The sequence below is a fragment of the Notoacmeibacter ruber genome, assembly GCF_003668555.1.
In the GTDB taxonomy this organism is placed as follows: Bacteria; Pseudomonadota; Alphaproteobacteria; order Rhizobiales; family Rhizobiaceae; genus Notoacmeibacter; species Notoacmeibacter ruber.
The window spans coordinates 1,782,889-1,802,836 of record NZ_RCWN01000001.1 but is presented as its reverse complement, the minus strand read 5'-3'; the positions used below and the strand labels follow the sequence as shown (position 1 = coordinate 1,802,836).

The 19,948-nt window shown below is 60.0% G+C and carries 19 protein-coding genes; 11 read left to right on the top strand and 8 right to left on the bottom strand.

All coding sequences use genetic code 11. From position 1 onward, the window contains the following. Positions 1 to 11: 11 nt before the first annotated feature. Both D8780_RS08570 and rirA read right to left on the bottom strand, forming a co-directional pair. Positions 12 to 461 carry a hypothetical protein gene (locus D8780_RS08570; protein ID WP_121645217.1) on the bottom strand — a complete coding sequence of 150 codons (450 nt, stop codon included), beginning with the start codon at positions 459 to 461 and terminating at the stop codon, positions 12 to 14. Positions 462 to 630: 169 nt separating this feature from the next. Continuing rightward, a complete protein-coding gene (rirA, locus tag D8780_RS08565; RefSeq protein WP_121646468.1) occupies positions 631 to 1,071 on the bottom strand; it encodes an iron-responsive transcriptional regulator RirA in 441 nt (146 codons plus the stop codon). A 76-nt stretch (positions 1,072 to 1,147) separates the two neighbouring features. On the opposite strand from rirA, the gene D8780_RS08560 reads away from it, so the two are divergent. Next, the gene (locus tag D8780_RS08560) at positions 1,148 to 1,522 is read left to right on the top strand and encodes a (2Fe-2S)-binding protein (RefSeq protein WP_158598470.1); all 375 of its coding nucleotides are present in this window, start codon (positions 1,148 to 1,150) and stop codon (positions 1,520 to 1,522) included. 27 nt (positions 1,523 to 1,549) lie between these two features. Next, the gene (gene bfr / locus D8780_RS08555; protein WP_121645215.1) at positions 1,550 to 2,050 is read left to right on the top strand and encodes a bacterioferritin; all 501 of its coding nucleotides are present in this window, start codon (positions 1,550 to 1,552) and stop codon (positions 2,048 to 2,050) included. Here the strand turns inward: bfr and xdhC are convergent. Genes xdhC through xdhA form a run of 3 tightly spaced genes read right to left on the bottom strand, consistent with a single transcriptional unit; the run spans position 2,047 to position 6,838 of the window. Continuing rightward, complete coding sequence (gene xdhC / locus D8780_RS08550) at positions 2,047 to 2,853, bottom strand: xanthine dehydrogenase accessory protein XdhC (RefSeq protein WP_121645214.1); 807 nt, start codon at positions 2,851 to 2,853, stop codon at positions 2,047 to 2,049. The two genes, bfr and xdhC, sit on opposite strands and share 4 nt — an antisense overlap. Next, positions 2,853 to 5,252 carry a xanthine dehydrogenase molybdopterin binding subunit gene (xdhB, locus tag D8780_RS08545; RefSeq protein ID WP_121645213.1) on the bottom strand — a complete coding sequence of 800 codons (2,400 nt, stop codon included), beginning with the start codon at positions 5,250 to 5,252 and terminating at the stop codon, positions 2,853 to 2,855. Before xdhB ends, xdhC begins: the two co-directional genes overlap by 1 nt. Further along, positions 5,249 to 6,838 (bottom strand): xanthine dehydrogenase small subunit, encoded by a 1,590-nt coding sequence (xdhA, locus tag D8780_RS08540; RefSeq protein WP_121646467.1) that lies wholly within the window; start codon positions 6,836 to 6,838, stop codon positions 5,249 to 5,251. The genes xdhB and xdhA overlap by 4 nt, the downstream gene beginning before the upstream one ends. 144 nt (positions 6,839 to 6,982) lie before the next feature. Between xdhA and D8780_RS08535 the strand changes: the two genes are divergently transcribed. After that, complete coding sequence (locus D8780_RS08535) at positions 6,983 to 7,582, top strand: nucleoside deaminase (RefSeq protein ID WP_121645212.1); 600 nt, start codon at positions 6,983 to 6,985, stop codon at positions 7,580 to 7,582. A gap of 18 nt (positions 7,583 to 7,600) precedes the next feature. Here D8780_RS08535 and D8780_RS08530 read toward each other — a convergent pair whose 3' ends face one another. Then, a complete protein-coding gene (locus tag D8780_RS08530) occupies positions 7,601 to 8,836 on the bottom strand; it encodes a urate hydroxylase PuuD (protein WP_121645211.1) in 1,236 nt (411 codons plus the stop codon). Positions 8,837 to 8,934: 98 nt separating this feature from the next. Between D8780_RS08530 and D8780_RS08525 the strand changes: the two genes are divergently transcribed. Further along, complete coding sequence (locus tag D8780_RS08525) at positions 8,935 to 9,855, top strand: LysR family transcriptional regulator (protein ID WP_121645210.1); 921 nt, start codon at positions 8,935 to 8,937, stop codon at positions 9,853 to 9,855. Here the strand turns inward: D8780_RS08525 and uraH are convergent. Continuing rightward, positions 9,852 to 10,208 (bottom strand): hydroxyisourate hydrolase, encoded by a 357-nt coding sequence (uraH, locus tag D8780_RS08520; RefSeq protein ID WP_121645209.1) that lies wholly within the window; start codon positions 10,206 to 10,208, stop codon positions 9,852 to 9,854. The genes D8780_RS08525 and uraH overlap by 4 nt on opposite strands. Before the next feature lie 145 nt (positions 10,209 to 10,353). Between uraH and puuE the strand changes: the two genes are divergently transcribed. The 3 genes from puuE to D8780_RS08505 are packed head-to-tail and all read left to right on the top strand — an operon-like array spanning position 10,354 to position 13,743. After that, positions 10,354 to 11,784 carry an allantoinase PuuE gene (gene puuE / locus D8780_RS08515; protein WP_245412306.1) on the top strand — a complete coding sequence of 477 codons (1,431 nt, stop codon included), beginning with the start codon at positions 10,354 to 10,356 and terminating at the stop codon, positions 11,782 to 11,784. Then, positions 11,781 to 12,275 (top strand): ureidoglycolate lyase, encoded by a 495-nt coding sequence (locus tag D8780_RS08510; RefSeq protein WP_121645208.1) that lies wholly within the window; start codon positions 11,781 to 11,783, stop codon positions 12,273 to 12,275. The genes puuE and D8780_RS08510 overlap by 4 nt, the downstream gene beginning before the upstream one ends. 31 nt (positions 12,276 to 12,306) lie before the next feature. Further along, the gene (locus D8780_RS08505) at positions 12,307 to 13,743 is read left to right on the top strand and encodes a uracil-xanthine permease family protein (protein ID WP_121645207.1); all 1,437 of its coding nucleotides are present in this window, start codon (positions 12,307 to 12,309) and stop codon (positions 13,741 to 13,743) included. Between the two features lie 39 nt (positions 13,744 to 13,782). On the opposite strand, the gene D8780_RS08500 is transcribed toward D8780_RS08505, so the two are convergent. After that, positions 13,783 to 14,613 (bottom strand): bifunctional allantoicase/(S)-ureidoglycine aminohydrolase, encoded by an 831-nt coding sequence (locus D8780_RS08500; RefSeq protein WP_121645206.1) that lies wholly within the window; start codon positions 14,611 to 14,613, stop codon positions 13,783 to 13,785. Between the two features lie 202 nt (positions 14,614 to 14,815). Between D8780_RS08500 and D8780_RS08495 the strand changes: the two genes are divergently transcribed. The 4 genes from D8780_RS08495 to pstA all read left to right on the top strand — a co-directional run bounded on the left by D8780_RS08495 (position 14,816) and on the right by pstA (position 19,930). After that, on the top strand, positions 14,816 to 15,835 hold the full coding sequence (locus D8780_RS08495) for an ATP-binding protein (protein WP_147440298.1): 1,020 nt from the start codon (positions 14,816 to 14,818) through the stop codon (positions 15,833 to 15,835). Positions 15,836 to 15,977: 142 nt separating this feature from the next. After that, positions 15,978 to 17,021 carry a PstS family phosphate ABC transporter substrate-binding protein gene (locus D8780_RS08490; RefSeq protein ID WP_121645204.1) on the top strand — a complete coding sequence of 348 codons (1,044 nt, stop codon included), beginning with the start codon at positions 15,978 to 15,980 and terminating at the stop codon, positions 17,019 to 17,021. A gap of 96 nt (positions 17,022 to 17,117) precedes the next feature. Then, positions 17,118 to 18,575 carry a phosphate ABC transporter permease subunit PstC gene (gene pstC / locus D8780_RS08485; RefSeq protein ID WP_121645203.1) on the top strand — a complete coding sequence of 486 codons (1,458 nt, stop codon included), beginning with the start codon at positions 17,118 to 17,120 and terminating at the stop codon, positions 18,573 to 18,575. Between the two features lie 5 nt (positions 18,576 to 18,580). Further along, a complete protein-coding gene (gene pstA / locus D8780_RS08480; protein WP_199699635.1) occupies positions 18,581 to 19,930 on the top strand; it encodes a phosphate ABC transporter permease PstA in 1,350 nt (449 codons plus the stop codon). Positions 19,931 to 19,948 lie beyond the last annotated feature (18 nt).

The window sequence follows — 19,948 nt, the reverse complement described above, 5'->3', positions numbered from 1 at the left end:
GTTCAGGCCCCTTAGCTGCCGAAGGTCAGATCGGTCTTGTTTCGGGTCGCGATGGCGTTCGCACAGTTCTTGCTGTCGATGCCGGCTCCTTCGCATCGCGCGACACCGTTGACGAGAACCCTCGAAAGATCGGCGCAGTCCGTTTCAGGTAAATCGAAACGCTTTACCAATGTCTTGCCATTCGGCAGGGCGCCGAAATCGAAAACAGTCATACGGTTGACCAGACCCTTCTTGTCGAAGAGCACAACCTCGAAGCCGGCCGATTCCAGATCTGCCTCGATACCGTTATGGGCGACGAAGGTCATGCGGCACGAATTGTTCGCCTGAGATGAGACGGAATTGAGCTCCAGAGTGAGGCTCTTTTGTTCCGCCGTCGCCGGTTTTGCCTCTTGCGCAATCGCGCCCGCAGAAAAAACGCCCACGCTCGCTACCGCGGCCGTGAGCAGATAGCCCCATCTCATACCAATGTCCTTCACAGTCGGTCTTTTGGCGAACGGACCCGCGAACGCATCGCGGTGTCGATTTCGTTTAAAGATGATCGTGAAGGTAATGTTTTGTCAATAGCGCGACCGGCTACGCCGCAATCGCTCAACACGTTCGCGTTGGTCGTGGCGCAATCTGTCTCGGGTGTTAAGCGACGCGCAGACCGAAAAGATCGGTAAGTTCGGGCTTTTGCCTCACAAGCTCGGCAAGCGTATGGCGACTGAGAACTTCCAGGAATGCGTTGAGAGCTTCCCGAAGCGCCGCGTTCAGGCTGCAATGATCAACGAGGGGGCAGTGTGTGTCGCCTTCCTCGAAGCAATCGGCCATGAAGAAACCTTCCTCGGTCACCCGTACAATGTCGAATAGGGTGATCTCTTCGGCTGGCCTGGCCAGACAGACACCGCCCTTTCGACCGCGAACGGTCTTCATGAGGCCGGCTTCGACCAAAGGCTTGAGGATTTTGAAGAGGTAGAGCTCCGGGACCTCTGCCGACTTGGCGATATCGGGAATTCTGCTCAGGCCGTCCGGGTCGGCAGTGCAATACATCATCATGCGTATCGCGTAGTTGGTCTGCTTGGTCAGTCGCATGGTCGCTTCCACACCTCCGTCTTGTTCTCCCTATTTAATACAGGCAGTACATTAGAGCAATTCCAAACTAGACATTTTGACACAGCTTTATGCCGAGCATATTTCTGCGGGGTACCAGACCGAGGATTTTGCCGTGCTTGTCTGCAGCTGCAACCTGATTACGTCTCAGGAGATCCGTGACGTCATCACAGAAATGCTGGATCAGGATCCCTGGCGGCTCATTGTGCCCGTGCAGGTTTATCATGCCATGGAAAAACGTGGCCGCTGCTGCGGGTGCTTCCCGGCGGTCGTCGATCTGATCGTGGAAACAACCGAAGCCTACCATGAACGCCTTGCAACCCCGGCCGCCGACGTCGTAGACTTTATTGGTCGGTTGCGTACAAAACACGCCCTGGTGGAGCAGAAGCGCCGCGAAGCGCGAGCTCGGTCAGCGTCTGTTCGCGTAGCCTAAATAAGTCACGGGTTTTAAGGGGTTTTTATGAAAGGTCATGAGCGTGTGATCGAGCGCCTCAATGAGGCGCTCTTCATGGAGCTGGGCGCGATTAACCAGTACTGGGTGCATTACCGTCTCCTCAATGATTGGGGCTTCACGAAGCTGGCCAAGAAGGAGCGGGAAGAGAGCATCGAAGAAATGCAGCACGCCGACCGTCTGATCGACCGGATCGTGTTCCTCGAAGGTCATCCGAACCTGCAGTCGGTGGCACCGCTGCGGATCGGGCAGAATGTCAAGGAAGTGCTCGAGGCCGATCTGGCCGGCGAGCTGGATGCGGTGAAGGCCTACAAGGAATCCCGCGAAATCTGCAACGAGCTCGGCGATTACGTCTCCATGAAGCTTTTCGAGGAATTGCTTCGTGACGAGGAAGGGCACGTCGATTTCCTTGAAACGCAGCTTCACCTTTACGAGAAGATCGGGCCGGAGCAGTTCGGTGGACTCAATGCCGATTCGTCGGACAAGACGGAAGTCGGGCCGGACGCCTAAACTTCAAAGCTGATTAGAGACTGAGTGATCTCCGCCGCGACCATGGCGGCGATAACTTCGGGGCGCTTGTCGCTGACGGCGCTTCCGCCTATCGGGCAGATCAGCTCTTTCAGTTTTTCTGACGCGCCACCTTTATCAAGCCAATGGCTTGCGAAGGTGGCGCGTTTCGTTTTGGAGCCGATCATGCCGATATAAGCGAGATCGTCGCGCTGCATCGCCTCCGATATGATCATGAAATCCAGTGCATGATCGTGGGTCAGGACGACGATCGCCGAACCGGCTTTGGCCTGTGAAACGAGCGCTTCCGGCATTGCCAGAATTTCACTTGGAACGGGCAGGCCGTCTGGCAGAATATCGGGGCGAGTCTCGACCATTCTGGACCGGAAGGGAAGGGGAGCGAGCGCTCTCGCCAAAGCCGTGCCGACATGGCCACCGCCAAAAATGAGAATTTCCGGTTGTCGCGATTCCTGCTCGCGCAATTGATCGTGAATCTCCAGCAGGGTGGTGAGATCGACCGGCTGGAGAGAAAGAGCGACGCGTCCACCGCAGCATTGGCCGATCTCGGGGCCAAGCGGTAGTTCCATCGTTTCTGCCGTCGTCTGGTGGGATTTCAGCATGTCGTGGGCGCGTTCCAGCGCGCGAAATTCCAGCGTACCGCCACCGATCGTCCCGATCGTACGCGCTTCGGTGACGATCATCGATGCGCCCGCCTCGCGAGGCGTCGAGCCCTTCGTGTCGGTTACGCTGATACGGATGGCAGGTTCGGCAGCTTGGATCAGATGTACGAGGTCGGAGGCGCGCATCAGCTCTCGGTCTTGGCCTCTGCGCGCAGACGCTCCACCGCCATCAGTATCCGTTCCGGCGTCGCGGGGGCATCCAGACGAGGGTGAATCATGTGATGGGCGACGGAGGCCACTGCGTCCGACAGCGCATGAAAGACCGACATGGCCAGCATGAAGGGTGGTTCTCCCACAGCCTTGCTGCGAAAAACGGTCGGTTCGTTGGCGCGCGCCCAATCGGCCAGCCTGACATTGAACTCGCGCGGCATGTCCGAGGCGACAGGAATCTTATAGGTGGAAGGCGCGTGGGTGCGCAGTCGGCCCTTCTCGTCCCAGACCAGTTCTTCCGTCGTTAGCCAACCCATGCCCTGCGCGAATCCGCCCTCGATCTGGCCGATATCGATTGCGGGGTTCAGACTCTTGCCGGTTTCATGGAGAATATCCACTCTCTCGACCGTGTATTCGCCGGTCAGCGTGTCGATCTCGACCTCTGCGACCGCCGCGCCGTAAGCGAAGTAATAGAATGGGTGACCTTTGCCCGAGGCGCGGTCCCAATGAATCTTTGGCGTACGGTAATAACCGGTCGAAGATAGCTGAATGCGCGCGGCGTAGGCTTCCTTGACGAGGTCAGAGAAAAGCACTTCCCGGTTGCCGATCAGCACATTGCTTTCGCGAAAGGCGATCTGTTCGGCGGGCACGCCATGCTCCTCGGCGGCGTAATCGACGAGACGCTGGCGAATCGTTTCCGCTGCGATCTTGGCTGCCATGCCGTTCATATCTGCGCCGGATGAAGCGGCCGTCGCCGAGGTGTTCGGGACCTTGCCCGTGGACGTTGCCGTGATGCGCACCTGTTCAAGCGGAACTCCGAAAACGGCCGCGACCACCTGCGCCACCTTCGTGTTCAGGCCCTGACCCATTTCGGTGCCGCCATGGTTCAGGTGGATGGACCCGTCCGTATAGACATGGACCAGCGCGCCGGCCTGGTTAAGATGCGTCGCCGTGAACGAGATGCCGAACTTGACGGGTGTCAGCGCAATGCCCCGCCGCTTGAAGCCTCGGGCGGACCGGTTGGCCTCCTGGAGCGCCTTTCGGCGGTGCTCGTATTTGGAACTTTCGAGAAGTTCGTCGATGATACGCGGCAGGATGAAGTCTTCCACCTGCTGGTGATAGGGTGTCGTTGTCCTGTCGCCTTCGCCGTAGAAGTTGCGCTGGCGAACCTCAAGCGGGTCCAGTCCGGTCGCGAACGCGACTTCGTCGATGACGCGTTCGGCTCCCATCATGCCTTGGGGGCCGCCGAAGCCGCGAAAAGCGGTGTTGCTCACGGTGTTGGTGAAGAGCGGTTGCGAAACGGCCCGGACCGCAGGCCAGTAATAGGCGTTGTCGCAGTGGAAAAGTGCCCGATCGGTCACCGGCCCCGACAAATCGGCGGAAAAGCCGCAGCGCGCGCCATAGACGAATTTCACCCCGTGGACGCGGCCGTCATCGTCGAAACCGACTTCATAGTCCGCGCGAAAATCATGCCGCTTTCCGGTAGCGACCATATCGTCATCGCGGTCCGGCCGAATCTTGATCGGAACGCCAAGGCGGTCGGCGGCAAAAGCGGCGAGCGCCGCAAACAGATTGGCCTGCGATTCCTTACCGCCGAATGCACCACCCATGCGCCGGACTTCGACCGTCACCATGGCGGCCGGCCGATGCAGTGTGTGAGCGATAAGCATCTGCGTTTCGGATGGATGCTGCGTCGAGGAGTAGACCGTCATCGTGCCGTCTTCACCCGGCACGGCGAAGGCGATCTGGCCTTCCAGATAGAAGTGATCCTGTCCGCCGATCAGCATGGAGCCCGTCAGCTTGCGCGGCGCTCCGGCGATGGCGGCGTCGGCATCGCCTCTCTCAAGGGTCATGCCGTCGATAACGGTTTTGCCCCCGGCGTCCCGCGCCTCGTCGACCGTCAGGATCGGCGCCTCTTCATCATATTGTATGTGGGCATGGGCGCAGGCGTGGCGCGCCGCCTTGCGGCTGTCGGCTATCACCATGAAGATCGGCTGGCCGAGAAAATCGATCTTTCCGGTCGTCAGGAACGGCTCGTCGCCGATCTGCCAGGCGCTCGCATCATTGTGCGATAGCTCGTCTCCCGTAATGACGGCCCGGACGCCCGGCTGCCTTCGAACCTTTTCCAGGTCGATCGCGCGGATGCGGCCATTGGCTATGGTCGAAAGACCGAGATAGGCGTGCAGCGTGCCGGGCGGCTCTGGCAGATCGTCGGTGTAGGGCGCACGTCCGGCAACGTGCAGATGAGCAGAATCGTGTCGTTTGGGCTGATGCACCGGCGCATGTTCATGCGCATCGGACAAGGCCGCAGCCCCTTCGACCTTGGCCTGGTCGTCGTGGCTGCGGTCGGAACCTCGCGCGAGAACCTCGTTCATTCCGCTGCCTCCATGGTTTGAGCTGCGTCGCCCGTCGTTTCATGAAAGAAACGCCGAAGAAGATTTCGGGCGACGAGCATCCGGTAGTCCGCCGAGGCACGCATATCGCTCAGCGGCTTGAAGTCATCGTCGAATGCGGCGATGGCGGCTTCGATGCTATCGAGCGTCCATGGTGCACCGGCCAGTCTCTTCTCCACTGCCATTGCGCGTTTCGGAACACCGGCCATACCGCCATACGCGATGCGGATCGAATCGACTTTGCCGCTGACATCCAGTTGAAGATGGAAAGCGCCGAGCACGGCCGTAATGTCTTCGTCCCTTCGCTTGCTAACTTTGTGGATCGCGACCTTTGCGCTGGAAGAGGGCAGGGGAACGGAGACGGCCTCGACAAATTCGCCGTCCTGCCTGTCCTGTTTTCCATATTCGATGAAGAAGCGCTCCAGAGAGAGAGCGCGTCGCTCCTCACCCTTGCGCAGATGAAGTCTTGCATCGAGAGCGATCAGCGGTGGCGGCATGTCTCCGATCGGAGAGCCGTTTGCGATATTGCCGCCGACAGTCCCCATATTGCGGATCTGGTTGCCGCCAATCCGCCAGAGAAGCGGCTCGAATGCCGGTATATGAGCGGCCAGGCTTTCAAGAGCGTCGGTATAGGAAACGCCGGCGCCGATGTGCAGAACGCCATCACGCTCTTCGACAGTCTGTAGCTCTGTCAGATGTCCGATCGGAACAAGCGGTCCGATCTGTCGCATGAATTTCGTGACCCACAGGCCGACATCCGTCGCCCCCGCTACAATCCGGGCCTTCGGATTGGCGACAAGAAGCGTTGCAAGATCATCAACGGATGCAGGCCGGAGGATGCGCTTGCCACCTTCCTCTGCCTCTGAAACATCGCCCTCATACGGGATATCGGCGGGCTCGACAGCTGCGCCGCCCAAAGACGAGGGCGCTTCTGTTTCCTTTCGACCCGAGATCTCCAGCCGGATGCCATCGTTCCATGCGGCCAGCGTCTCGGTCACGGTCTTGCGTTCGGCCAGAACCGGGTCGCCACTTTCCGGCAGAGACGCGACCGACAGCGCGGCGCGAATGATCGGCGCATAGCCGGTGCAACGGCAGAGATTGCCTTGAAGCGCGCACTCGACCGCAAGGCGGTCCGGCCTGGCGTCGCGCATCAGAAGGCCGTAAAGGCTCATCACGACGCCGGGCGTGCAAAAGCCGCATTGGCTCCCGTGATGGTCGACCATGGCCTGCTGGATCGGATGGAGTGGTCCGCCTCGTGGACTAAGATGTTCGATGGTCACGACATGAGAGCCGTCGATCATGCCCATGAGCACGATACAGGCATTGGCCGACCGGTAGTGCAGCTTGCCATCGGCGCCGATGCGGCCGATCAGTACGGTGCAGGCGCCGCAGTCGCCCTCGGCACAGCCTTCCTTCGTGCCGGTGAGCCGCTTTTCCAGACGCAGAAAGTCGAGCAACGTGTCCTCTGGCGCAACATCTGCGCGCGTGACCTCGTCCCCATTGAGAAGAAAGCGCAATTGTTGCCGCTTCGCTGGAATGCGCTGATCCACCGAAGGAATATCGCTCATCGTCATGGTGTCAGGGTGCGCCGCAACCTGCCATTGCGCAAGTGGTCATCCTTCGCAATGGTTGGAAGGTCTTTCATCTATTCGCGTGGACAATACTCTGCGCCGGAGCGCTATGAACGGCGCAGTCCACCGAAAGGTCTTCTTATGCCCAAAACCGACGCCGCCCTACTCCATCGACTGCTCGATGTGATCGCCGAAGATATCGTTCCGCTCACCGATGTTGCGGTTAAGGAAGGCAACAAGATTTTCGGCGCGGCCCTCCTGCGAAAGAGCGATCATTCCCTGGTTCTGGCGGAAACCAACAACGAGATGGAAAACCCCCTCTGGCATGGAGAAATCCATTGCCTGAAGCGTTTCTACGAGATGCGGGAGGAGGACCGTCCCGCCACTTCGGAGTTGATCTTCCTGACGACCCATGAGCCGTGCTCGCTCTGCTTGTCGGCGATTACATGGGCCGGCTTCGATAATTTCTATTATTTCTTCAGTCACGAGGACAGTCGGGACAGCTTCGCTATTCCGCATGATCTCAATATTCTGAAGGAGGTTTTCCGCCTCGAGCCGGGAGGATATTCCAAGGAGAACCAGTATTGGCAGGCCCAGGGCATACGATTGGCCATCGCGGATCTGCCGGAGGCGGAAAGAGCGCCGCTGGAAGAGAAGGCGCGTCACATCGCCTCGCTTTATGACGGTCTTTCCGAGAAGTATCAGTCCGGTAAGGCAAATAACGCCATACCGCTCAACTAGGGTGGTTACCGGCCTGCTTTAACCACCGGATGCACTCCGGTACCACTCGGCCAGGGCAGCGCGCTCTTTTGGCGAAATCTGTGTGATGTTGGCCGGCGGCATGGCATGGGTGACCCCGGCTTGCAGATAGATCAGACGCGCGTGAGCGGCGATGTCGCGATCCGTCTCCAGATAGACGCCCCGTGGCGCCCAGTTGATGCCTTCCCAAACCGGCTCTCGCGCATGGCACATGCTGCAGCGGCTCCGAACGATCTCCGCAGCATCGGCGAACTCTTGCGTGGCGACGAATTGTTGTTGCGCGGCAGATAGAGCGCTTTCGGCCATCTCGTCGGCTTCCGCATTGGCGCGCCCCGCCCAGGATAGCCAGACGATGACAAGAAAGATCACGGCGGTGATCGCCCAGGTCCAGTAAGGCTTGCCGCCGCCGGCGTGATGAGTGTTGAAGAAATGCCGGATCGTCACACCCATCAGGAAGACCAGTGCGGCGATGATCCAGGTGTAGTCGGTCCCGAAGGCCAGGGGATAGTGGTTCGACAACATCAGGAAGATGACGGGCAGCGTCAGATAGTTGTTGTGTGTCGAGCGCAGCTTGGCGATCTTTCCGTATTTGGGGTCCGGCTTACGCCCGGCCTTCAGGTCGGCGACCACGATGCGCTGGTTGGGCATGATGGTAAAAAAGACGTTGGCGCTCATGATCGTCGCCGTGAACGCGCCGAGATGCAGGAGAGATGCCCGGCCGGTAAAAATCTGGTTGTATCCCCAACTCATCGCGACGAGCAGCACGAAAAGCAGCATCATGAGGATGGTGGGGCGCTCGCCAAGGCCCGAACGGCAGAGAAAATCATAGACCAGCCAGCCAATAGCCAGCGAACCGGCGGAGATCAGAATGGCCTGCCATACGGCTAGATCGGCTTTGGCGGGGTCGATCAGGTAGAGGCCCGCGCCGGCCCAATAGACGACCATCAGAAGCGCCGCGCCGGAGAGCCAGGTCGAATAGCTCTCCCATTTGAACCAGGTCAGATGCTCCGGCATATGCTGGGGCGCGACCATGTATTTGTTGATGTGGTAAAAGCCGCCGCCGTGAACCTGCCATTCTTCGCCGGACACGCCTTCGGGGAGTTCGCCGTCACGGCGCAGACCGAGATCAAGAGCGATGAAATAAAAGGATGAGCCGATCCAGGCGATCGCGACGATGACGTGCGTCCAGCGGACGGCAAAGGCCAACCAGTCCCAGGCGATGGCAAGATCGATCATCGATTCACTTTTCTCTCTGCTTTTATTGAATCCTAGGCGGGTGGCGGTCTGATGATTATCCAGTTAATCCTGTTAGCGTCATCAAGGAAAGCCGAAGAATGGCCTATTTGGATAATGTGCGCACTTTCGTGCGAATCTACGAGCTGGGCTCGATGAGCGCGGCGGCGCGCGATCTCCATATTTCTCCGGCCGTGGCATCGGCCCGGATCTCGCAACTGGAGCAGCATCTCGATGTCCGGCTTTTCCAGCGGACGACGCGCAGCCTTTCGCCGACGGAGCAGGGCCGCATCTTTTATGACGGTGCAACGCGGATCATCGGCGCGGTGGAGGAGGCGGAAGCCGGTGTCTCGGCGGTCACCGGCGCTCCGGCGGGCACGCTTTCCGTCGCGACGCCTCTCGGCCTCGGCCGCCGTTTCATCGCTCCCGCGATGGGAGAGTTCCGCAAGGCCTATCCGCGGATTTCGGTACGGCTGCGTCTGTCGGATCGCAGCATCGATCTCGCGAATGAGGGGCTAGACATCGCCTTCTTCCTGGGCCGGCCAAAAGACAGCAATCTGCGTATTCGTCAGATCGCCCAATGCCAGCGCGTACTGGTGGCAAGCCCTGCCTATCTTTCGGAAAGAGGTCATCCCACCCATGGCGAGGCCATCGCCGAGGGCCGTCACGATTGCCTCAATCTCCGGTTTCCGGGTGCAGCAGAATATCGCTGGACGCTCCAGACCGATGATGGAGAGCAGGCATTTTCCGTGCGTGGTCCGCTGGAATGCGACGATGGAGATGTCCTGACCGATTGGGCGCTGGCGGGCCTCGGCATTGCCATGAAGCCGCTATTTGAAGTCGCCCACCATCTGGAGACCGGCGCTCTAGTTCGGGTCTGCGAGCAAACGCCGCCCGTTCCGGCGCAGCTTGCCTGTCTTTACATTCATCGCAAGCATCAGGATCCGAAGACGCGTCTTTTCATGGATTTCATGATCGACAGCATTCTCGATCAGGCCCGCGACGGCGGACTGGCCTTCTAGCTGCCGCGATAGGTGCTGTATCCATAAGGGCTCAGAAGAAGCGGGACGTGATAGTGGGCGTCGGGGTCTTCCATCCGGAAGCGAATGGGAATGTCGTCCAGAAAGGGCAGTCCATCCTGGCTTCCGGGCTGACTGCGAAGATAGGCGCCTGCCATGAACACCAATTCATAGGTTCCTGTCTCGAAACGATCTTCGGGAAGGATCGGGCTATCGGTCCGCCCGTCATCATTGGTGGTCATCTCGGCAAGTTGGCGCTTCGCGCCATCCTCGATCCTGAAAAGGCGGATGAGAAGCTCCGACGCCGGGGTGCCGCGTGCGGTGTCCAACACGTGCGTCGTCAGATATCCGGCCATCTCTTTATCCCTTCTTCCAGATCGCGTGCTCAAGAATGACGCACGCCGCCTACCGATACAGCACCTATCAGGCCGAAACGCCTTCTGCCATGATTTGAAAGACTTGTCCTGCGGGATACGTGATGATGACGAGAAAGTGACCGATATGAGCCAAGACGTGAAGCGTTATCCTCGAAACATGATCGGATACGGTCCCAACCCACCCGATCCCAAATGGCCGGCTGGCGCGAAGATCGCGGTGCAGGTCGTCCTGAATTACGAGGAAGGTGGCGAAAACAACATATTGCATGGCGACGCGGCGTCTGAAGCGTTCCTCTCCGAGATCATCGGCGCGGCGCAATGGCCGGGCCAGCGGCACTGGAATATGGAGAGCATCTACGAGTATGGGGCCCGGGCCGGATTCTGGCGCCTGCACCGGATCTTTACCGAAGCCGGCGTACCGCTGACCATCTACGGTGTCGCGACAGCGCTTGCCCGCTCGCCGGAGCAGGTGGCGGCCATGAAAGCGGCCGATTGGGAAATCGCCTCGCACGGCCTGAAGTGGGTCGAATACAAGGATATTTCAGAGGAGGAAGAGCGGGAGCATATCGCCGAAGCCGTCCGCCTTCACACGGAAGTTGTCGGCGCGCGCCCGCGCGGCCTCTATGTCGGTCGCAGTTCCATGCAATCCATCCGACTCGGCGCGGAAGAGGGCGGCTTCGCCTATCTCGCCGATGCCTACGACGACGATTTACCCCACTACATGCGCTTTGGTGATCGCGAGCAGTTGATCGTCCCCTATACGCTCGATGCCAACGATATGCGCTTTGCCGTTGCAGCCGGCTTTGCCGATGGCGAAGAGTTTTTCCGTTATTTGCGCGATGCCTTCGATATGCTCCTCGAAGAGGGCCGCGCCGGGGCGCCGAAAATGATGAATGTCGGGCTCCATTGCCGCCTTGCGGGCCGGCCTGGGCGCGCCATGGCGGTGAAGCGCTTTCTGGAACACGCATTGGGCCATGGCGACGAGGTCTGGTTCGCCACCCGTCTTCAGATTGCCGAGCATTGGCGGCAGGTCCATCCGCCCGAGACACGCGAGCGGCCAAGCTCCATGGATAAAGCTCAGTTCGTCGAGAAATTTGGTGGGGTCTACGAGCACTCGCCCTGGGTCGCCGAAAAGGCGTTCGAGCTCGAACTCGGTCCGGCACATGATCGCGCGGCGGGCCTTGCCAACGCGTTGGCGCGCGCTTTTCGCCGCGCCTCGCCCGAAGACCGGCTGGCGGTTCTCAAGGCGCACCCCGATCTGGCTGGAAAGCTGGCATCCGCAAGACGTCTGACGGCCGATTCTTCGGCCGAGCAGGCTTCGGCCGGTCTGGATGCCCTGACGGACGAGGAACGCGCCCGCTTTGAGCAATTGAACGCGGCCTATACGCAGAAGCATGATTTCCCGTTCATTATCGCGGTGCGCGATCACGACAAGAATTCGATCCTCCGGTCCTTCGAGGAGAGAATTGGGAACGATACTGAAACCGAGCGCGAGACCGCCGCGCGTCAGGTGGAGCGGATTGCCGAACTGAGATTGAGGGCTCTGCTGCTATGACCGATGACCGGACGCTGCTCGCGGTGCCTCTGACGGCAGAAGCATTTGCACCCTTTGGAGATGTCCTCGAAGCTGCTGGCGATCCGACGAAACTCATCAATGAAGGGGCATGTGGCCGCTGGCATGATCTGGCGATGCTCGATTTATCCGACGGCCGTGCCGGCATCAGCATCTTTCGCGCCGATATCCGCCCGCTTCCTTACCGGTTCTCGCTTGTCGAGCGGCATCCGGCGGGCAGCCAGGCCTTCATACCGATGGAACTGGTCCCGTTTCTCGTGATCGTAGCGCCGGACGAAAGCGGTGTGCCCGGCAGCCCTCATGCGTTCGTGACCGAGCCCGGACAAGCGATCAATCTTCATCGAGGCACCTGGCACGGCGTTTTGACGCCGATAGCGGGCAGCGGACTTTTTGCCGTGGTCGATCGGATTGGTGGAGGGACCAATCTGGAGGAGTGGCGATATGACGCTCCGTTCACGGTCGTTCTGAATTAGCAAGAAACGGCGAAAGAAGGGGATATCGCTTATGGCAGACCACTCGATCGGGACACCCGCCCAACTCAGGGATCCCAATTACACGCCACCGCTCGGCACGGCTATTCCGCTCGGAATCCAGCATGTCATGGCGATGTTCGTTTCGAATGTGACCCCTGCCATCGTGGTGGCCGGGGCTGCCGGTTTCGGTTTCGGCTCCAATTCGCCGGACTTCCCGGAGCTTCTCTATCTCATACAGATGTCGATGCTGTTTGCCGGTATCGCCACCCTGCTGCAGACAATCGGCGCCGGGCCGGTAGGGGCGCGTCTTCCGGTCGTGCAGGGAACCTCATTCGCCTTTCTACCCATCATGATTCCTCTTGTGGCCGGCAAGGGCGTTGACGGTCTCGCGGCGCTGTTTGCGGGCGTTTTGATCGGCGGCATCTTCCATGCGTGTCTCGGCCTGATCATCGGGCGGATACGCTTTGCGCTGCCGCCGCTGGTAACAGGGCTGGTGGTGGTGCTGATCGGGCTGGCCCTGATCCGCGTCGGCATTCAATATGCCGCCGGCGGCGTTCCAGCGATCGGCACGCCTGAATATGGCTCGGCACTGAACTGGTCGGCCGCGATGGTTGTGATCGTCGTGACCCTCATATTGAAATTCTTCACTCGCGGGATGATTGCCGTCTCCGCTGTGCTGATCGGCCTGTTCGCCGGTTATATCTATGCGCTTCTACTCGGAATGGTCACGCTCGAGGGGATCGGCAATTCCTGGCAGAGCGCGGCCGCCTTTGCTCTGCCCGAGCCCTTCCGTTACGGCTTCGAACTGTCGGTGGCGGCAATTGTCGGCTTCTGCCTGATGGCGATTGTTTCCGCCATCGAGACCGTGGGCGACGTCTCGGGTATCGCCAAGGGCGGTGCGGGGCGCGAAGCAACGGATGAGGAAGTCGCGGGTGCGACCTATGCCGACGGTATCGGCACGGCTGTCGCTGGTATCTTCGGCGGCTTTCCGAATACGTCCTTCAGCCAGAATGTCGGGCTGATTGCCATGACCGGCGTGATGAGCCGACATGTCGTGACGATCGGCGCGATCTTCCTGATCGTCTGCGGCCTCATTCCGAAGGTTGGCGCCGTCATTCGCACCATTCCGATCGAAGTGTTGGGGGGCGGCGTTATCGTTATGTTCGGCATGGTGGTTTCGGCCGGGGTCTCCATGCTTGCCGAGGTTCTCTGGAACCGTCGCAACATGGTGATCTTCGCCGTTGCCCTGTCGATTGGTCTCGGCCTTCAGCTTGAGCCGGATGCGGTTCAGTATCTTCCGGAGTGGCTCCGGGTGCTGATGACGTCCGGACTGGTGCCGGCTGCCTTCATCGCCGTCGTCCTCAACCTGATCCTCCCTGAGCAACTCGCCGGCGATGAACCGGTGGATACGGTCGTTACCGAGACGGTGCCGCCAGAAGGGGTTCCGCTGGAAACTCCGCGCCACTGATCCGCAACCCTTCGGCTGGCGGGAGCGCGAATGGCGTTCCTACCGGCCGGGGGAGAGCGGCATATGCCGATTGACGTTCTTGTAGAGAAGATAGCGGAAGGGAGCGGGGCCGCCAGCATAACAAGCCTGCGGACAGAACGCCCGCAACCAGAGAAAATCTCCGGCCTCCACCTCGACCCAGTCACCGTTCAGCCGATAGACGCCCTTTCCGTGGAGCATATAGAGCCCGTGTTCCATCACATGGGTCTCGGCAAAGGGGATCGAGGCACCCGGCGCAAAGTTCACGATGTTGACGTGCATGTCGTGGGCGACATCGTCGGGATCGACGAAACGGGTCGTCGACCATGCGCCGTCATAGCCCGGCATGGAGGTCGGCTGGACATCCTGATCGCGCGTGACGAAAGACCGAGGAGGTGCAACACCTTCGATGGTCTCGTAGCGCTTGCGGATCCAAACGCATTTGAGTGGATGGGCAGCGTTGCTGCCGACCAGCAACGACCATTCGCAGCCCGGCGCGAGATAGGCGTAGCTGCCTTCTGCGAGCTCGAAATCCTCGCCATCCGCCTTCAGATGACCGCTGCCGGAAAGAACGAAGAGGACCGCTTCCGCATCGGGGTCGGGCTCGGGCTTGCTTGAGCCGCCGCCCTGGGCGATTTCGAGGATTGTTTCGCTGAAGGTCTCGGCAAAGCCGGTCAGCGGGCGAGCCAGTACCCAGGCTCGTGTCATGTCCCAGTTCGGCAGGCGGCTGGTGACGATGTCCGTCATGACCCCGCGCGGAATGACGGCGTAGGCGTCCGTGAAAATTGCCCGGCCTGTCAGGAGTTGGTCACGTCCCGGCAGTCCGCCGACCGGACTGTAATATTCCTGCATGATACGTCGTCCATATGTTCGTTCCTCGTCTGTGGAGCATATGCGGCCACAAAAGGATATCGCCAATTGCCGAACAGATTTTCAGAATTGTCGGAAGGCCGAAACGAAAAAGGGGCGCGCAATTTGAAAACTGCGCCTTTCGTTTCGCTCTTCTGTGTTTATCCTGCCGCTGCGATACAAAACTCGGATTGTGCCTCATTTCATGCCCACTGACGTCATCGAAGCTGTCCCGATTCCTCTGATCGTCGTGGATGGCGACCGTCATATTCTCGAATTGAACGGGCCGGCACAGTCGCTTTTCGGTGCCGCCATGGTGGGCCGTCACTACATGACGGTTATTCGCGAACCTTTCTGCGTGCAGCAGGTGGAGGCCGCCATCAATGGACGCCCCTCGCAGGCGGCCGAACTGCGGCGACCAATCGACGAGAAGGAACGGATCTTCTCGCTGACCGCTTCGCCGCGAAACGAAGCAGGCGCAGTTATCGCGCTGATCGACCAGACGGAGGCTCACGACGCCGAGCGGATGCGGTCCGATTTCGTCGCCAATGTCAGCCACGAATTGAAGACACCGCTGACTGCCCTTTCCGGCCTGATCGAGACGCTTTCCGGCGCAGCGCAGAACGATGCGGAGGCGAGGGGACGCTTTCTCGGCATGATGGCCGAAGAGACCAGCCGGATGAGCCGCCTCGTGTCCGATCTCCTGTCTCTCAATCGCCTCGAAGACGCCGACGTCATCACAAGGCGAGAGCGTCTCAACCTCTGCGATGTCATCGAGGCGGCGAGGCGCAGCCTCTCCGATCATGCCGGAGCACGGGGCATATCGCTTGTCCTGCAGGGCTGCGATGCACCGGCGTTTCTTCTTGGCGATGCCGATCAGCTTCGCCAGGTTTTCAACAATCTGATCGAGAACGCCATCAAGTATGGCGATGAAAACGGCACGGTGACGATCAACGTCACGCGAGAGGATCACGCGGCCCTTTTGCGAGGCCCGGCTATCCGTGTCGCTGTCACGGATACGGGGCGGGGGATCGGTCAGGAGCATATTGCCCGACTGACGGAACGGTTCTATCGCGTAGACCGGCACCGCTCGCGGCAGGTCGGCGGGACGGGCCTTGGGCTTGCCATCGTCAAACATATCATTCGCCGCCATCGCGGTTGGCTTCGGATCGCTTCGAAGGTCGGCAAGGGAAGCACGTTTACGGTTCTTCTGCCGGCTGAATGATGGGCTCCTGGTCTTCCGAAGATGATTCCGGAATGTGTCACGCCACTGTTACAAACCCCCACTAGGGACTCCGTCCGCAAGGGGAGTGCAACAAACTCTTGTGCGATCCCCGGACGAAAAAACCACAGTGGAGCGACTTCCAATGTCTATCGCCAAACTCACCGTGCTTGCCGCGGCTGCGACTGCCCTTTCCGCGACGACCGCCATGGCGCGCGACCAGGTTCAGATTGCCGGTTCCTCGACGGTTCTGCCCTATGCCTCCATCGTTGCCGAAGCCTTCGGCGAAAACTTCGAATTCCCGACCCCGGTCGTTGAATCCGGCGGTTCTTCCGCTGGTCTCAAGCGCTTCTGTGAAGGCGTCGGCGAGAACACCATCGATATCGCCAATGCCTCGCGCCAGATCCGCGAAAAAGAAATCAAGGCATGTGCCGAAGCCGGTGTGAACGAGATCATCGAAGTTCAGTTCGGCTATGACGGCATCGTCTTCGCCAGCCAGCAGGACGGCCCGGCCTTCACCGCGTTCGAGCCGGAAGACATCTTCAACGCGCTCGCGGCCAAGGTCGTCAAGGACGGCGAAGTCGTCGACAATCCCTACAACAGCTGGTCGGAGTTCAATTCCGAGCTGCCGGATGCCGATATCGCCGCCTTCATTCCGGGCACGAAACACGGTACCCGGGAAGTCTTCGAAGAGAAAGTCCTGCTTCAGGGCTGTGAAGACAGTGGCGCCATGAAGGCCTTCACCGATGGCGGCATGGACGAAGACGCTGCCGAAGATCAGTGCATGTCCGTCCGTACAGACGGCAAGTCAGTCGACATTGACGGCGACTACACCGAGACACTTGCACGCATTCAGTCCAACCCGAATGGCATCGGCGTGTTCGGCCTGTCTTTCTACGAGAACAATGCCGACAAGCTCAAAGTCGCCACCATGGGCGGCGTCGAGCCGAAGACCGAGACCATTGCGTCCGGTGAGTATCCGGTCAGCCGTCCGCTCTTCTTCTACATCAAGAAGGCGCATATCGGCACGATCCCGGGCCTGAAGGAATACGCCTCCTTCTTCGTCTCCGACGAGATCGCAGGTTCTGGTGGCCCGCTGGCTGATTACGGCCTGGTCCCGACCCCGGATCTCGCGGACGTCCAGGCGACCGTTGAGAACGAAACGACGATGGAGCCGGCCAGCAACTAATCACAGGTTGCTCCGCCCTAATCGGTGCTTGTGATAGAGCACTCTGCGGACCGGGCCTCCACCCGGTCCGCATCCCTTTCCGATTAAGGAGAAGTGATGAGCTTCGGAACGCTTTTCCTGGCTATCGCCGCTATCGCTGCTATTGCCTTTTTCGTGTCCCGCCAGAAGGTCTTGCGTCTGGCGGATGGTGACCGCCGGCGGATGCATTCGCTCCCGCACTATCACGGCATGCATGCGCTTCTTTTCGCTGTCGTGCCTGCCTTTTTCGTCTTGCTGGCATGGAGCGCCCTGCAGCCTGTCGTCGTCGACCGCATGGCCGCATCTCATCTGTCTGGTGAGCAATACGACACGTCGGGCGAGCGCTCGCTGGCGATGAGTGAAGTCCGCCGCGTCGCCGATGCCATCGGCACGGTGATCGCTTCGGACCAGATCTCGGTCGGAGAAGTCGATCGTCTCGATCGCGAAGATCTCGGTCGGCGTCTGGAAAGCACGGATATTCCGGTTCTCTCGAACGTTCCCCCGCAGATCCTTGAATCTGCGCGCCTGCATTACTCTGCGTCTTCAACCGGCCATCTTCTTGAAGCCGGGCTGGTCATTCTTCTGGCGCTTGCCGGCGCTGTCTATGGTTTCATGGCCACGAACCCCGACCTTCGCGCCCGTAACCGGACAGAGATGGGGGTGAGGGGTCTTCTGGTGGCGGCCGCCTGCGTGGCGATCTTCACGACATTCGGAATTGTCCTCTCCCTGCTCTTCAACACGATCGAGTTCTTTTCGATCTATCCGGCCGACGAATTTTTCTTCAGTCTCATCTGGAGCCCAAGTTTCGGCGGCGGCTCGGAGTTGGGCATTTTGCCGCTCCTTTGGGGTACGCTCTACATTTCATTCATCGCGCTGCTTGTTTCCGTGCCTCTCGGGCTCTTCTCCGCCGTCTATCTGGCCGAGTACGCGCACCCGAAATTTCGTTCTTTGGCCAAGCCGCTTCTTGAGGTGCTGACCGGCATTCCGACCATCGTCTACGGTCTTTTTGCCCTCTTGATCGTCGGGCCGGCCCTTTCATCCGTTTTCGGTCGAGGCGGGCTCGGCTGGATGCCCAGTGACACCGCCGTCATCACGGCCGGTCTCGTTATGGGAATCATGCTTATTCCGTTCGTGTCCTCCCTTTCGGACGACGTCATCAATGCCGTGCCGCAGGCGATGCGCGACGGCTCCTACGGGCTCGGTGCCACCAAGAGCGAGACCGTTCGGAAAGTGATCCTTCCGGCGGCTCTGCCGGGCATTGTCGGGGCGATCCTGCTGGCGGCTTCGCGCGCCATCGGCGAAACGATGATCGTCGTGCTCGGCGCAGGCGCGGCGGCGCGCATGTCGCTCAACCCTTTCGAGGCCATGACCACGGTGACCGCCAAGATCGTGAGCCAGTTGACGGGCGACGCCGACTTTGCCAGCCCCGAGGCTCTCGTGGCGTTCGCGCTCGGCATGACCCTCTTTGTGGTCACACTCGGTCTCAACATCGTGGCGCTTGCCATCGTCCGCCGTTATCGGGAGCAATATGAATGAGTGACATGACGGTATCCGCACCGATGACAGCAAGAAACGGCCACACCTCTCTTCTCGAACCCGACACGCTGCTGAAAAAGCGTCGGCGGAATGAAGCCTGGTTCAAGGCGCTTGGGCTCGGCGCCGTTCTCACCGGGCTTCTCTTCCTCGTAATTCTCCTCGGGTCGATCATCTATAATGGGCTGCCCGCTTTTACGCAGACCTATGTGACCATTCCCGTCGCGCTGCCAGAGGCGACGCTGGACAAGACCGGCAATCGAAACGCATCGGAAATGCGCAAAGTCTCGACCTTCGGCTACAAGCCGCTGATCGAGAAAGGCCTTGTCGATGCGCTTGCGGCCAACGGTATCCAGACATCTTTCGAAGATAGTGGCGATCTGGCCGATCTTCTGTCCGATGGCGCGGCGTCTCATGTCCGCGATCAGGTCCTGAGCAACCCCGACCTTGTCGGCAAGACCGTCGAGTTCGACCTGCTGGCCTCAAGCCGCGTCGACGGCTACTTCAAGGGGCGCGTCGACCGGGCTTCGGTCGAGCGCGGCATGGTCCTGACGCCCGAGCATCTGGATATTGCCGATTCGCTTGAAGAGCGCGGCATGGTGGAGCGTAAGTTCAACCTGGACTTCATCACCGGGTCGGATGCGTCCGACAACAGGCCGGAAGAGGCGGGCGTCGGTGTTTCACTGCTCGGTTCGCTTTTCATGATCCTCGTGGTGATCGTCCTTGCCGTGCCGATCGGGGTTGGTGCCGCGATCTATCTGGAAGAGTTCGCTCCGCAGAACAAATTCACCGATCTCATCGAGGTGAATATCTCCAACCTGGCGGCAGTCCCTTCTATCGTCTTCGGTATTCTTGGTCTGGCTGCCTTCATTCAATTCGCCAACCTTCCTCAATCGGCCCCTCTGGTCGGCGGCCTCGTGCTGACGCTGATGAGCCTGCCGCAGATCATCATCCCAGCGCGCGCCGCGCTCAAGGCGGTGCCCCCGTCGATCCGCCAGGCCGCGCTCGGCATTGGCGCATCGCGCAATCAGATGGTGTTTCAGCATGTGCTGCCGCTCGCCATGCCGGGCATTCTGACCGGCGTCATTATCAGCCTGGCGCAGGCGCTGGGAGAAACAGCTCCTTTGCTGCTGATCGGCATGGTGGGTTATATCGCATCGAACTATCCCGACGGCTTTCTCGATGGGTTCGTCTCTCCGAACTCGGCCCTGCCGGCGCAGATCTACGAGTGGAGCAAGCGCGCCGACCCCGCTTTCTATGAGCGGGCCTGGGGTGGCATCATCGTGTTGCTGGTGTTCATGCTCACGATCAACATTCTCGCCGTCATCTTGCGGCGTCGTTTCGAACGTCGCTGGTAACCTCAAATCAACGGAAAC